The sequence below is a fragment of the Amycolatopsis pittospori genome, assembly GCF_013870525.1.
Lineage (GTDB): Bacteria > Actinomycetota > Actinomycetes > Mycobacteriales > Pseudonocardiaceae > Amycolatopsis > Amycolatopsis pittospori.
Genome location: NZ_JACBXD010000142.1, coordinates 1 through 13,431 on the forward strand (window position 1 = coordinate 1; position 13,431 = coordinate 13,431).

The following is a 13,431-nucleotide window of genomic DNA, read 5'->3' on the forward strand; positions in this document are numbered from 1 at the left end:
CCGACCGCTGGTGGCCTGCCGGTGGACCTGCCGTCCGTGGGCACCCTGCCCATCGGTCAGCTCCCCGTCGGCCAGCTGCCGATCGGTCAGCTCCCCACCGCGGGTCAGCTGCCCACCGCGGGCAAGCTGCCGGTGCAGCTCCCGACCGAAGGCAAGCTGCCGGTGCAGCTGCCCACCACGGGCACCCTGCCCGTCGTGAACAGCACCCCGGCGATGCCGACCGCGCAGGTCCCGGCTCTGGCGAACGTCGACTCGTCGCCGCTGAGCATGTTCCAGCGTTTCATCGCCAGCGTGACCGGCAAGAAGTTCCACACCATGTGAACCTGCCAGTCGGCTAGCACCACCGTTTGATCCGAAGCGGGCCCGGGAGAACCTTCTCCCGGGCCCGTTTCTTGTCGCCGTGGTCCGGCAGGTTTCCGCCTCGCCGTCCGGCTGATCACGCGTGCCGTCCGTCCAATCACGCGTGCCGTCCCTCCGGACACGCGAGATCGCCATCCGCGCACCGGCGAGTACCTACCGAACGACCCGAAACCTCACGACACCGGAGCGAAAAGCGCGTCCTGGGCGGCGCCCATCGCGGTCAGCACCGCGCCTTCGAGGACGCCGCTGCCGCCGACGGTCCCCGCCCGCACCTCTGTCCGGAGCGGCGAGATCTCCGCGAGCCGTCCGCTCACCCGCGCGGCCAGCGCGTCGCCGCCCGCGCGGCCCAGTTCACCGCCGAGTACGAGACAGCCCGGGTCCAGTACCGCCGTCACCGCGGCGGCGCCGATGGCGATCCGCTCGGCGACGATCTCCAGGAATTCCTCGGCGCCGGATGCGATCGCGTGACCGAGGGCCGCTTCGGCGGCCGCGGCGTCGTCGGCCTCCGAAGCCGGGATGCCGTGCGCTCGCGCGAGTTCGCAGATCGCGGCGCTGCCCGCCAGGGTGTGGAACCCGCCGTCGCAGTCGGTCGCGGTCGGGAGCCGTCCGGGTCCGAGCATCGGCAGGAAGCCGATCTCCCCCGCGCCGCCGGACGCGCCCCGCCGCAGCGAGCCGTCGAGAACGACGGCCGCGCCGACGCCGAAACCGAGCCACAGCAGGACGAACGTGTCCCGGCCGCGGGCGGCGCCCAGTCGTTGTTCGGCCGCGGCCGCGAGGTTGACCTCGTTCTCCAGCAGTACCGGGACACCGAGCCGTCGCCGGAGTTCGTCGACGAGTTTCCCGTGCCACGCGGGCAATCCGCCGGCCGGCCGCAGCCCTCCGGTCGCCGGGTCGACGAGGCCGGGCGCGCCGACGGCGATCGTGTGCAGCGTGGTCGCCCCGGCTTCGGCGGTCGTCGCTTCCAGCAGGGTGATCGCGCGCTCGACGGCCACGTCGGTGTCGATGTCCAGGTCGAACGGTAGTGACGCCTCCGCGCGGGTCCGTCCCAGCAGGTCCGCGACCGAGACGGCGATGCCGTGCGTGCGGACGTCGAGGCCGGCGAGGTGCGCGCGTTCGGCGAGGATGCCGTACAGCTTCGCGTTGGGTCCGCGGCGTTCGGCGCCCGCTTCGCCGACGACGGAGATCAGCCCGGCGTCCTGCAGGCGTTCGACCAGGTCGGCGACGGTCGGCCGGGAAAGCCCGGTCATCGTCTTGAGCTGGGCGGCCGTCAGCGGGCCCTCGCGTTGCAGCAGGTCGAGGGCGAGACGGTCGTTGATGGCCCGCGCGGTGCTCGGGGACGCGGACGGCGTCCGGATGGTGCTCACCGGTAGATCCTCGCAGAATTAATTATCAGGTTCCCTTCCTGATAGTTTACGCTGACGCCCATCGGGTTGTCTCGTGGACCTTTGGGGGCCCAGTGAGTAATGCAGTGGAAACCGTCGCCGGGCCGACGCGGCGGGTGCGGCAGGCGCGGATCGCCGTCGCCGCCGTCTTCGCCGTGCACGGCGCGGTGACCGGCAGTTTCGCCACCCGGATCCCATGGATCCAGGAACACGCGGGGATCAGCGCTGGTCAGCTCGGCCTCGCGCTCGCCTTCCCCGCGATCGGTGCTTCGCTCACCATGCCGCTCGCGGCGCGGATCGGGCATCGGCTCGGCGGCCGTCAGGGGCTGCGGCTGCTGCTCGCGTACTGGACGCTGGCGCTGATCCTGCCCTCCCTGGCGGGGAATCTGGTCACGTTGTGCCTGGCGTTGTTCGTCATGGGAACCGCGGCCGGTACCTCGGACGTGCTGATGAACGCCCTCGGCGTCGACGTCGAGGAGAAGATGGGCAAGTCGGTCATGTCGGGGCTGCACGGGATGTGGACCACGGGCGCGCTCGTCGGATCCGCCGCCGGCACGCTCGCCGCGCACGCCGCCCTCGACGCCCGCGTCCATCTGGCGATCGCGTCCGCCGTGCTCACCGTCGCGGGCGCGCTCATCTGCCGCGGTGTACTCGACGTCCGCAGCGCACCCGACGAGCATCCGCCGCCGAGGTTCGCGCTGCCCCCGAAGTCGGCCGTGATCATCGGTGCCGTCGCGTTCTGTGCCGTCTTCGCCGAGGGCGCGAGCCTCGACTGGTCGGCCGTCTACCTGCGCGACGTCCTCGGGACGTCGCCTGGCATCGCGGCCGCTTCGACCACCGCGTTCACCTGCACCATGGCGGTGGCCCGGCTTTCGGGTGACGCGCTGGTGCGGCGGTTCGGTTCGGTCAACACCGTCCGCGCGGGTGGTCTCTTCGCGACGGTGGGCGGGGCGATGGTCGTCCTGGCCGCGCATCCGGTGATGGCGCTGGCCGGATTCGGGCTGATCGGGCTCGGCGTCTCCGTCGTCGTCCCGCTCGCCTTCGCGGCGGCCGGACGCAGCGGACCGACGCCGAGCCAGTCGATCGCGGGCGTCGCGACCATCACCTACTCCTCGGGGCTCGTCGCGCCGTCGCTGATCGGCGGGATCGCCGACCTGACGTCGTTGACGGTGTCCTTCGGCCTGGTCACGCTGCTGGCGCTCGGCCTGGTGGCCGGCGCCGGAGTGCTCCGCTCCCGCTAGCCGAACTGGAGGGAACGTTTGGCGAGACCGTGCCAGTAGCCGTCGATGACGGTCTCGCCTTTCCCCTCCGACGAGCTCGCGCCGAGTGAGACGAACAGCGGCGCGAAATGCTCGATCCGGGGGTGCGCGAGGTCCGCGGCGGGCGCCTTGTGCTGGAAGTCCAGCAACGCGTCGAGGTCGCCCTGCCGCAAGGTCTCCGCACCCCAGTGGTCGAACTCGCTCGACCACGCGGGCGGCGCCCCGTCGGTGCCGTCGGTCTGGCCCAGTGCGCTCAGGTTGTGCGTGAAGAAGCCGCTGCCGATGATCAGCACGCCTTCGTCTCGCAGCGGCGCGAGCTTCCGGCCGAGGTCGAACAGTTCGCGCGGATCCAGCGACGGCATGGACACCTGCAGCACCGGGACGTCCGCGTCCGGGTACATCTCGACGAGCGGGACGTACGCGCCGTGGTCGAGGCCTCGATCCGGGGCGTCGTGCACCGGCGTCTGCGTCGAACGCAGGAGTTTCCGGACCTTCTCGGCCAGTTCGGGAGCGCCGGGTGCGGCGTATTTCACCTGGTAGTAGCGGTCGGGGAAGCCCCAGAAGTCGTAGACCAGCGGCACCGTCGTGGTGGCGCCGAGGGTCAGCGGCGCCTCTTCCCAGTGCGCGGAGACGACGAGGATCGCCTTCGGCTTGTCGATCTCCGCGGACCAGCCGGCGAGCTGCCGGGTCCAGGTGGCGTCGTCGGCGAGCGGGGGCGCGCCGTGGCTGAGGTAAAGCACCGGGGTCATGTCAGCTCCAGGTGTTTGAACTTTCAACTACCAGGATAGACGACGCCGCCCGGTTCCGCCTTATTCCCGCGCGAGGTTGGCCGCCATCCGCTCCAGTACGCCGACCGTCGTCCGGTAGTCGTCCTCGCTGATGCCTTCGGTTGCGCGCGAGCGGAATCGGCCGACCTCGGTTTTGAGGCGGGCATGAGCTTCGTGTCCCTGTGCGGTCAGGTCGCCTTCGTCGTCGATCCAGCCGCGAGTGCGCAGATCGGCGACGACCTCTTGTTGCTCTCCGAAGGGCGATAGCGCCTGGTCGACTTCGGTCTGGCCGCGGGCGCCGCCGTCGATCGTGTCGAGTACCTGCCAGTGGCGGCGGGTCAGCGTTTCGGCGGCGAGGACCTCTTCGAGCGAGGTTTCGAGGGCCTGGTGAAGATGGGCGAACCAAAAGCCGAGGGGCTTCATGGATACTCCTCCATGTGAACGGCAACTACATGTAAAAGTACATGAAATAATGGAGGGTGGGCAATGACGGACGCGGTGGCCGACGTGGAACGCGCGATGATCGCCATCCGGCGGAGCCAGGCGAGGCGCTCCTTGTCGAAGCTCGCCCGCGAGCGCGCCGAATCGATGCCCGACCAGGCCGTGCAGGGGCTGCTCGACGCCGTCGAGGCGGCCGAAGAGAGTGGCGAGCCGGGCACCGTCACCAGCCTCGCGGCGGCGTTGACCATCGATCAGCCGCGTGCGAGCCGTCTGGTCGCGCGAGCCGTCGACGGCGGGTTCGTCCGCCGCGAGGCCGATCAGCGCGACGGCCGCCGCGCCGTCCTGGTGCTCACGGACACCGGCCGCGCCGAGGTGACGCGTATGCACGAGTTCCGCCGCTCGGTGTTCGCCGAGGCGATGGCGGACTGGCCGGACGAAGACCGGCAGGAGTTCGCCCGGCTGCTGACCGCCTTCGTCCGGAACTACGGCGCGCTCGGCGAGAAGTAGTTGATCAGGTTGCCGTCCGGGTCGCGGAACAGCAGCGAGCGGTTCCCCCACGGCATCGTGGTCGGCTCCTGCACGATTTCGGCGGCCAGGCTCCTCACCCGGTCGTACTCGCGATCGACGTCCTCGACCCGGAACTCGAAGATCACGGTGCCCACGCTGAGCGACGCCATCGTCTCGGCGCCCCCGATCGCCAAGGTGCACGAGGGGCCCGGGATTTCGGCGAACCGCTCGGCGGGGCGTCGTGCTTCGAGGCCGGTGGCCTTCTCGTAGAACCCGGCGAGGCGGGCGACGTCGTCGCTGATCACACGGACGGAAACGAACTGCACGGTGAATCCTTTCGGCGCTGGAAAGCGGGACACCGGCAACGCTAAGAGCAATACTGGACAGGATCCGCCCGGTATTGCGACGCTCTTCCCGTGACCCGGCCCATCGCGCGCGTACTCGCCCTGCTGGAAATCCTCCAGAGCGGCGGGACCCGCACCGTCGCCGAGCTCGCCGGACGGCTCGACGTCGACGAGCGCACCGTCCGCCGGTACGTCGAACACCTCCTCGACCTGGACATCCCGGTCCGCTCGGTGCGCGGACGGTACGGCGGGTACCGCCTCGCGCCCGGCTACCGGATGCCGCCGCTGATGTTCACCGACGAGGAGGCGCTCGCCGTCCTGCTCGGGCTGGTCGCGGGTCGGCGCGCCGGGCTGATCACGACCTCGGTCGCGGCAGCCGAAAGCGCGGTCGCGAAGGTCCGCCGGGTGCTGCCCGAAGTGCTCGGCCGCCGTCTCGACGCGCTGCTGGAGACCGCCGACTTCACCACTCCCGCGCGTCCGGCCCTCTCGGCGGAGGCCGAAGTGCTGCTCACGGTCGCGGAGGCCGCGCGAGATCGCCGCCCGGTCGAGCTCGCGTACCTCGCCGGTCACGGTGGCGCCAGCGAACGCGTCGTTCATCCGTACGGCGTCGTCGCGCATTCCGGACGGTGGTATCTGACCGGTTTCGACTCGGCCAGCGGCGAGGTGCGCACCTTCCGCGTCGACCGGATCAGGTCCGCCGAGAAGCGGGCGGGGACGTTCGAGGTCCCTGCCGATTTCGACCCCGCCGAGCGCGTGCTGACCGCGCTGGCCGAGGCACCGCATCGCCACGACGTCTCCGTGCGGATCCAGGCGACGCCCGAACAGGTCCGCGCCGTTTTCCCGCCGTCCGTGGCCACTCTCGAACCGGAGGGTGCCTGGGTTCGTGCCCGGATTCGAGCCCGGCGGCTCGACTGGATCCCGCCGCTGCTAGCGGCCCTCGACCGGCCGTTCGTCATCGAGCGGCCCGACGACCTCCGTGACCTGGTCGGCGCGCTGGCTGCCCGGCTGGCAGAGCATGCGGGAAGTCGATGGTCGTGAGCACCACTCACGACCATCGACGTCGACCGCGCGCGTCGCCCCTCGTCAGTTCGAGGCCTTCTTGCCGCAGAACACCGTCTTGAGGAGCTTGTTCAGCGCCGCCGGGAACGCCTGCGCCGGGCCGGCCGCGGAGTCCCCGGTGGTGATCGAGGCGGTCAGCGTCTTGCCACCGTCGGGCGTGCTGTACATCAGCGCCACATAGCCGTTGACGTTGCCGTTGTGGTTGAGGACGGTGCCGACGCAGCCCGGGCCGAGGTCCTGCGAGAACTGCCCGAGGCCGTAGCGACCGTAGAGGCTGTCGCTCTGCGGGTGTGTCTTGCGCATCTCCGCCATCAGCGAGGCGGGCAGCAGCTTTCCGCTCTGCAGCGCGGAGAAGTAGGTCTGGAGATCCTTCGTCGTCGAGATCATGTCACCGGCGCTGGAGATCCAGGTCGGGTTCTGGTGGGTGACGTCGATCGTCTTCCACTCACCGGCGTTCTCGTAGTGGTAGTAAGCGTGGGCGTACGGTTTGGGCATCCCCGCCCAGGCGCCCGGCGACAAGGTGTCGTGCATCTTGAGCGGCCGCAGGATCCGCTTCTCCAGCTCCTCGGCGATGGGGTGGCGGGTGACCCCTTCGATCAGCAACCTGGCCACCACGGTGTTGGTGTTGGAGTAGCTCCAGCCCGCCCCCGGCTCGAAGACCGGAGGTTTGGACACCGACAGCCGCACCAGCTCCTCGGGCTGGTAGGTGTGGAACCGCTTGTCCACCCACTCCTGGCCCGCCCAGGGGATTCCCGGCGTGACCGTCCCGTCCGGGTTGTACTGACCGGTGTGGTTGAACAGACCGCTGGTGTGCTGCAACAGCATCCGCGTCGTGATCCGCCGGTCCAGCCCGAGTCGCGGAAGGTATCCGGCCACCGGGCTGTCCAGGCCGACCTTGCCCTCGGCCACCAGCTGCAGGACCAGGGTCGTGGTGAAGTTCTTGCTGGTGCTGCCGACGCGGAAGTGTCCGTCGGTCTGCGGCTTCGCGGTCTTACCCAGCTCGCGCACCCCGGCGGCGCCGGTCCACTCGCCCCGCTCGTCGCGCAGCCGCAGCTGCATTCCGGCGAAACCGGCGTCGACGAATTCCTGGATGGCCTGTTGTACTTCCGGGCGATCGCGTCCGGCCGCGGAGGCCGTCGGCATGGTGACTCCGGCCAGCAGCGTGGCGGCCAGTGCGGTGACCCCGGCTCGCCGGAAGATCTTGGTACCCCTCAGTGAAGTGTTCATGGCGACCACGTTCGCGTGCCGCGCTGACACCGGGCAGTCACCGCGCTGACACGGCTCTGTGCCCGACTTTTGAGGAACGATCGTTCTTGACTGATCGTTCCTCAAAAGTCTATCGTCGTGGCATGGGCAGACGAAGGGCGTTCGACGAGGACGAGGTGGTGCGCGCCGCCGTCGGGTTGTTCGGTGGCCGCGCGTACGACGGGGTGTCCATCGACGATCTCGTGGCCCACCTCGGCGTGCACCGCAACAGCCTGTACAAGACGTTCGGCAGCAAGCGCGGCCTCTACCTGGTCGCCCTGCGCCGCCACGTCGCCGACGACGTCGGCCCCTTGGCCGAAGCGCTCGCCGCGGCAACCGATGCCGCGAGCGCGCTGCGGCTCGTCACGTCGGCCGACCTCGGTCTACTGCTGCTCGCGGCGGTCGAACGGGCACCGGCCGACGAGGAGGTGGCCGCCGAGGTGGCCGCGGCGCTGGCCGCCGTCGACCAGGCGATCGCCGACGCGCTCGGCATCTCCACGCCCCTGGCCGCAGCTCTCACGGCTGCCGCCCTGGGCATCCTCCTGCGCGGCAACCCCGACGGGGCGGGCGCCGCGCTGTCCCAACGCCTCGATCCCCTCAACTGACAAGGAAACCGATATGGCACTGGTCAACATCGACGGCGGCGATCTCGTTGTCGTGATCGAAGGTCTCGACAAGCTCTGGGCCTTCAAGAGCAGCCTGACCATCCCGCTGGCCAACGTCCGCGGCGCGACCGCGGACCCCGGCATCGCCGCCGATCCCAAGGGGATCCGAGCCCCGGGTGCCCATCTGCCCGGCGTGATCACGGCGGGCACGTTCCACCTCGACGGCGAAAAGGTCTTCTGGGACGTCAAGGATCCGTCGAAGGCCGTCGTGATCGAACTCGCCGACGAGCGCTACACCCGCCTGGTCCTCCAAGTCGACGACCCGCGCACGACCGTCGAGCTGGTCGAGAAGGCCCTGCGCTGATGTAGGTTCTCGCGGCCCTTCATGTCGATCTCCACTGATCAGTCGGTTTGCCACTCATCTCCGCGGCTCTGGTTGTTGTCTCACAGGGCGTCACCAAGATCAGTCTCGGTCTTCTGGAAATTCTCGGGCCGCTGGGCATCGGCGATCACGTCGACACCACCCCTGGCGATCCGTTGGTGGGTCAGACTTGGGGTATGGAGTTCTTCTGTTACCACCGCGATCGGACCGGCTCCGCTGCGCGGCGCGACGAGCTGCGCGAAGAGCATTGGTCCTACATGGACCGGTACGCACAGGAGATGATCGCCCGTGGCCCGACCGTCGCCGACGATGGCGACACGCCAACTGGCAGCGTGCACATCGTCGACCTGGCCGATCCTGTTTCCGCCCGCACGTTCGCCTTCGACGAGCCGAACTATCAGGCTGGGGTGTACCGGGACGTGCTGTTGCGCCGGTGGCGCAACTTGCTGGGGCGCACAATGTGGGACTTCCCCGGCGGCCCGGTCAGTGGCAACCGGTACCTGGTGCTCGGCTTGGGCAGGGGGCAAGCGGCCGACCTCTCAGCACCGCCCGACGCGGATGATCTGGTCGCGTATGGGCCGTTGTTATCCGACGACGGCGTCACCTGGTTGGGCACAGCGGCGCTGGTTCGGGCACCGGACCCGGCAACGGCACGTTCCATCCTGACTACGGATCAGTACGCCGATATCGAGGTACACAGCTGGTACTTCGGCGGCCGGGCATCATGACCGACGCGCGCAGGTAGCCGATCAACCAGGCGGGCCCAGTGAGCGATCTTGCTTCACAGAGGAATCCGAGACGAAATCACCCGTGAGAAAATGAAGTCAGCGCTGGTACCCCACAGCTGGAGTACTAGTCGTGCGAGAGGTCGACGAACCGGCTGTAGTGCAGCTGGTGGGCGACGGTGATCGTCGCCGTCGGCCCGGCACGGTGCTTCGCGATGATCAGGTCCGCTTCACCCGCGCGCGGGTCGTCCCGCTCCCAGGCGTCCGGGCGGTTGACCAGGATGACGAGGTCGGCGTCCTGCTCCAGCGAGCCGGACTCACGGAGGTCCGACAGCATCGGGCGTTTGTCGGTCCGCTGCTCGGGACCACGGTTCAGCTGGCTGATCGCGATCACCGGGACCTCGATCTCCTTCGCCAGCAGCTTCATCTGCCGCGAGAACTCCGAGACTTCCTGCTGCCGCGATTCGACGCGCTTGCCCGAGGTCATCAGCTGGAGGTAGTCGAGGACGACGAGCTTGAGGTCGTTGCGCTGCTTGAGCCGCCGGGCCTTCGCGCGGATCTCCATCATCGTCATGTTCGGCGAGTCGTCGACGAACAGCGGCGCCTCGGAGACCTCGCTCATCCGGCGCGCGAGCCGTGTCCAGTCGTCGTCGGACATCTTGCCACCGCGCATATCCGCCAGGCGGATCCGAGCCTCGGCGGAGAGCATGCGCATGACGATCTCGGTCCGGCTCATTTCCAGCGAGAAGATGACGCTGGTCAGGCCGTGTTTGATGGACGCGGAACGGGCGAAGTCCAGCCCCAGCGTCGAGTTGTGGGTCGGGATCATCGATCGCCCGGCCAGGTAAAGATGGTCGGGAGCGTCGACTTCCACGCAACGGACGGGCACGGACGCCACGGGCCGGACATCTACGACATAGCGGAGGTGGGGGCGGACGTGGACGCCGGCGAGGCGCTCCTTCTGCAGCAGATGTTTGCGCTGTAGCCAGAAGACCCGGTCTTGGGTGGTGAACCCGAGGATGTACGCGGTCGAGGTCTCCTCGCTGCGCCCCTTGACTTTCCTGGTCGTGAGCGAACAGCGGTAGCCGAGGCTGACCACCAGTTCACGGGTCTGTTCAGCGAGCACCCTGTTCGTCACGGCGAACTGGACCGCTCCTGAATGGTTGACGGTGCCGTCGGTGTCGAGCAATCCAGCCAGCAGCGCACGACGTTGTTCGATGGATGCCCGCAGATAATCCGCGGGAATGTGCTTGTCGCCGAGTACGCCCATCGTGCGAAGAATCGCTTGCACACTGCCGTGCTCGCTACGGCAGGTCTGGCAAAGGCGCATACCGGAAGACGGGCGCCCGCAGTCGGGACAGGTCGGCGCCGGCACCGGAGAACTCCGGAAACGCACCTTGCCACCGCACGAACGGCCGCAGGTTCGTACTTGGGAGGTTTGGGGGACGAACGGCTCTCCGCACACTTCGCAAGCCTGGTACTCCAGCGGGTCCGGGGGGATCAGCCTCATGGTGTACGACAGTTCGCCGTGGCGTTCCACCAGAAGACCGGCTTCCGCTTCCAGATAGCAGATGATCTCCGGGTCTGCCGTGGTGAAGCGCGCACTGGCCGAATGGCCGTCACCCAACCAGGCTCCGAGCGCGTACGGATGAAGCGGGAGGTCGCGCTCAGGCAGTTGTAGCGGAGCCGTGGTGTCGACCGAATGATTGGCACGCCGATCCGCGGTCTCACAGCGCACAGTGGCCGCCAGCTCTTCCGTCGTCCGCACCGCCGGGCCGATGGTCGACCGACGGGACGCCCTCGTGTCGGTCAGCCATTGGTGTTCCGCGTCCGCGAGGATCACCGAGCCGTCGGAGAACTCGACTTCGTAGCAAGGCCGATCTTCCATGACTTCGGTCGCGGCGACCACCGTCGTCGGACGACCGTTCGCCCCGATCAGCTGATCGCCGGGCTGGACTTCGCCCATGGTCGTCCAGCCGGCGGGAGTGGCCAGTGGTGTGTCCAGTGCGAGTGCTTTACCGACACCGGGACGCGCGGCGACGATGATCATCTGGCCGGGGTGCAGGCCGTTGGTCAGATCGTCGAAGTCGGCGAATCCGGTCGGGATGCCCTGCGACTGCCCGCCGCGTGACGCGATCGCGTCGATCTCGTCCATCGTCGGCTGGAGCAGTTCTTCCAGCGCGACGTAGTCCTCGCTGGTGCGCCGCTCGGTGACGTCGTAGATGGCGGCCTGCGCGCGGTCGACGACCTCGTCGATGTTCGCACCGTCGGCCGCGGCCGCGCCGTAGCCGTACTGCACGATCCGCGTGCCCGCCTCGACCAGACGCCGCAGCACGGCCTTCTCGGACACGATCTCCGCGTAGTACCCGGCGTTCGCCGCCGTCGGCACCGTCGCGATCAGGGTGTGCAGGTACGGGGCGCCGCCGACGCGGCCGAGTTCGCCGCGGCGTTCCAGCTCGGCGGAGACGGTGATCGGGTCGGCCGGCTCGCCGCGGCCGTAGAGGTCGAGGACGACGTCGTAGATCGCCTGGTGCGCGGGCCGGTAGAAGTCGTCGGGGCCGAGGGCTTCGATGACGTCGGCGACGGCGTCCTTGGACAGCAGCATGCCGCCGAGCACGGACTGCTCGGCCGCGATGTCCTGTGGAGGCTGGCGGTCGTACTCGCCGCCACGCGGACCGGGGTCACCCGGACCCGGGTCGGACTCCGCGTACATCGGATTGCGGTCGTCGGTCAGCGCCACCGCTGCTGCCACCTCCTCAAGTATCGAACACGCGTTCGATTATGCCAGAACTTCCCCGGTCATTCCGCCTGTGCCCACCGGTCGCCCTCCCCGGCCCCCGGTGCTCCCCTTTGTTCACCTTCCGGGCCGCGAGAACGCCACGGTGCGTACCCACCCGGCGGGCACGGTAGGCCCCCCGAAAGGACCAGCGCAATTTCGCCTGGGGACCGCCCTGTGGACAACCTGGGGATGACTGCGGGCAACCCTTCACAGGTGGCCCATAGCCTGTGTACAACTTGTGGGCAACGTTGGGGTGGTCTGACAAATCCGCTGGTCAGGGCCTGTGGAGACACTGTGGAGAACTTTATTCAACTCCGTCCGGCGTGTCGGGCAAAACTCGTCGTTCGGCGTGTCGCACGGCGGCGCACAGGGGTGCCCTGTGGATGAATGCTACGGAGCGTAGAGGCATGACCCGGTGGGCTGAACGGCGTCGGATTCAGGAAGCGAACAACCTGCCCTGTGCGCTCCGTAACCGTTCGGCGAGAACGTGCTGGTCGGCGGGTGTGAAGGCGATCCTCGGCTCGCCACTTCCCGGTACCTCTTCGGTCAGCCAGCGGCCCTCGGACGTATCGATGTAGTTCACCGGCCGTTCGATCCGCTGCCGCGCGCCGCTCCGGCCGCGAGCCGCGACGTAGAGGCTGCCGCTCCCCAAACGGCGTAGCGCGAGAATGCGGCGAAGCTCGTCCGCCTCCTGGCTGCCGGCGCTCTGCCGCCCGCTGCGAAGCACCTCGAAGCCGTCTTCCTGAGCCGTCGACGACGACCGCGGGGCCTCGACTTGGCTCTTCGGGACGGCGACCGGGCGGCCGCGGCCGGGCGCGAGCTTCGGGATCTGATCGAGGAACTCGGTCAGCAGCTCCTCCGGCCGGACCGACGCGAGCGCGACGCCGTCGTGCTCGCTGTGGCGGGCGAGGACGAACCCCTCCCCGCCGGCGCTGCCCGCGAGCAGGGTGAAGCTCAGCGCCTTGCCCTCGAATCCGCCGTCGACCCAGCCGTAGTACTCCAGGGACGGCCTGGCGATCGCTTCGAGCGTCGCCTTGAATCCGGGGTGCAGCCCTCGCGGGCCGAAGAGACCCTGGCGCGCCAGTTCCTCGTTGGTCCGCTCGTCCTCGGTCCGCTGCGCGTCGTCGCTGTACCAGGTCGGGGTCTCCGACAGGATCGTGTGCGGCTCGCCGCCTCGGCGGCGGATCAGCGTGATGAGGGTGCCGGTCGTGATCGTGACCTGCTTGTCCAGCACCGGAGCTTCCCCCTAGTCGTTCATGATTCTTACGTCCGAACAAGACAAGCCGGGCGCGGCACCAATCTTGGCACGCGCCCGGCCCGCTCGTACGTACTACTCGCCGATCACCGGAGGAGCGGTGAGTTCGTCCGTTCCGAAGATGTCGTTGGGGTCCTCGCCGACGAGGAACTTGGCGCTGCGCTCCTCGTCCTCGCCGCCCTTCCCCCTGGCGCCGCCGGCCCCCATACCGCCCATGCCGCCCATCATTCCGCCCGCGCCGCGACCACCGGCTCCGGAACCGGCCGCGCCGCCGCCCATGCCGGCGCCCGCGCCCGCGCCCATCGCGCCCGCGTTGCCGGG

13 protein-coding genes and 2 pseudogenes are annotated in these 13,431 nt (G+C 69.0%); 7 read left to right on the plus strand and 8 right to left on the minus strand.

Annotation, left to right across the window (positions count from 1 at the left end; all coding sequences use genetic code 11):
- A pseudogene (locus H5J31_RS38035) lies at positions 1-321 on the plus strand (hypothetical protein); the annotation flags it as partial.
- A gap of 212 nt (positions 322-533) precedes the next feature.
- Here the strand turns inward: H5J31_RS38035 and H5J31_RS38040 are convergent.
- The gene (locus H5J31_RS38040) at positions 534-1,724 is read right to left on the minus strand and encodes an ROK family transcriptional regulator (protein ID WP_181777501.1); all 1,191 of its coding nucleotides are present in this window, start codon (positions 1,722-1,724) and stop codon (positions 534-536) included.
- Positions 1,725-1,816: 92 nt separating this feature from the next.
- Between H5J31_RS38040 and H5J31_RS38045 the strand changes: the two genes are divergently transcribed.
- Positions 1,817-2,983 (plus strand): MFS transporter, encoded by a 1,167-nt coding sequence (locus H5J31_RS38045; protein ID WP_181777502.1) that lies wholly within the window; start codon positions 1,817-1,819, stop codon positions 2,981-2,983.
- Here H5J31_RS38045 and H5J31_RS38050 read toward each other — a convergent pair.
- Complete coding sequence (locus H5J31_RS38050) at positions 2,980-3,750, minus strand: dioxygenase family protein (protein WP_181777503.1); 771 nt, start codon at positions 3,748-3,750, stop codon at positions 2,980-2,982. The genes H5J31_RS38045 and H5J31_RS38050 overlap by 4 nt on opposite strands.
- Positions 3,751-3,810: 60 nt before the next feature.
- Positions 3,811-4,191, minus strand: a complete 381-nt coding sequence (locus tag H5J31_RS38055) for a MarR family transcriptional regulator (RefSeq protein WP_181777504.1) — start codon at positions 4,189-4,191, stop codon at positions 3,811-3,813.
- 63 nt (positions 4,192-4,254) lie between these two features.
- Between H5J31_RS38055 and H5J31_RS38060 the strand changes: the two genes are divergently transcribed.
- A complete protein-coding gene (locus tag H5J31_RS38060; RefSeq protein ID WP_181777505.1) occupies positions 4,255-4,716 on the plus strand; it encodes a MarR family winged helix-turn-helix transcriptional regulator in 462 nt (153 codons plus the stop codon).
- On the opposite strand, the gene H5J31_RS38065 is transcribed toward H5J31_RS38060, so the two are convergent.
- Positions 4,692-5,042: a VOC family protein gene (locus H5J31_RS38065; protein ID WP_181777506.1), complete on the minus strand. Its 351-nt coding sequence runs from the start codon at positions 5,040-5,042 to the stop codon at positions 4,692-4,694. The genes H5J31_RS38060 and H5J31_RS38065 overlap by 25 nt on opposite strands.
- A gap of 90 nt (positions 5,043-5,132) precedes the next feature.
- On the opposite strand from H5J31_RS38065, the gene H5J31_RS38070 reads away from it, so the two are divergent.
- Entirely contained in the window at positions 5,133-6,098 is a 966-nt protein-coding gene (locus tag H5J31_RS38070; protein ID WP_181777507.1) for a helix-turn-helix transcriptional regulator, read from the plus strand.
- Between the two features lie 45 nt (positions 6,099-6,143).
- On the opposite strand, the gene H5J31_RS38075 is transcribed toward H5J31_RS38070, so the two are convergent.
- Positions 6,144-7,346 (minus strand): serine hydrolase domain-containing protein, encoded by a 1,203-nt coding sequence (locus tag H5J31_RS38075; protein ID WP_181777508.1) that lies wholly within the window; start codon positions 7,344-7,346, stop codon positions 6,144-6,146.
- Between the two features lie 122 nt (positions 7,347-7,468).
- On the opposite strand from H5J31_RS38075, the gene H5J31_RS38080 reads away from it, so the two are divergent.
- Genes H5J31_RS38080 through H5J31_RS38090 form a run of 3 tightly spaced genes read left to right on the plus strand, consistent with a single transcriptional unit; the run spans position 7,469 to position 9,079 of the window.
- Positions 7,469-7,969: a TetR/AcrR family transcriptional regulator gene (locus tag H5J31_RS38080; RefSeq protein ID WP_181777509.1), complete on the plus strand. Its 501-nt coding sequence runs from the start codon at positions 7,469-7,471 to the stop codon at positions 7,967-7,969.
- A 13-nt stretch (positions 7,970-7,982) separates the two neighbouring features.
- Positions 7,983-8,333 (plus strand): hypothetical protein, encoded by a 351-nt coding sequence (locus H5J31_RS38085; RefSeq protein WP_181777510.1) that lies wholly within the window; start codon positions 7,983-7,985, stop codon positions 8,331-8,333.
- Between the two features lie 47 nt (positions 8,334-8,380).
- Positions 8,381-9,079, plus strand: a complete 699-nt coding sequence (locus H5J31_RS38090) for a YciI family protein (protein WP_236005639.1) — start codon at positions 8,381-8,383, stop codon at positions 9,077-9,079.
- Between the two features lie 124 nt (positions 9,080-9,203).
- Here H5J31_RS38090 and dnaB read toward each other — a convergent pair whose 3' ends face one another.
- From dnaB to H5J31_RS38105, 3 genes and pseudogenes are all read right to left on the minus strand, one after another.
- A complete protein-coding gene (dnaB, locus tag H5J31_RS38095) occupies positions 9,204-11,816 on the minus strand; it encodes a replicative DNA helicase (RefSeq protein WP_328701720.1) in 2,613 nt (870 codons plus the stop codon).
- A gap of 475 nt (positions 11,817-12,291) precedes the next feature.
- A complete protein-coding gene (locus tag H5J31_RS38100; protein ID WP_181777511.1) occupies positions 12,292-13,089 on the minus strand; it encodes an ESX secretion-associated protein EspG in 798 nt (265 codons plus the stop codon).
- Positions 13,090-13,185: 96 nt separating this feature from the next.
- Positions 13,186-13,431: pseudogene (locus tag H5J31_RS38105) on the minus strand (hypothetical protein); the annotation flags it as partial.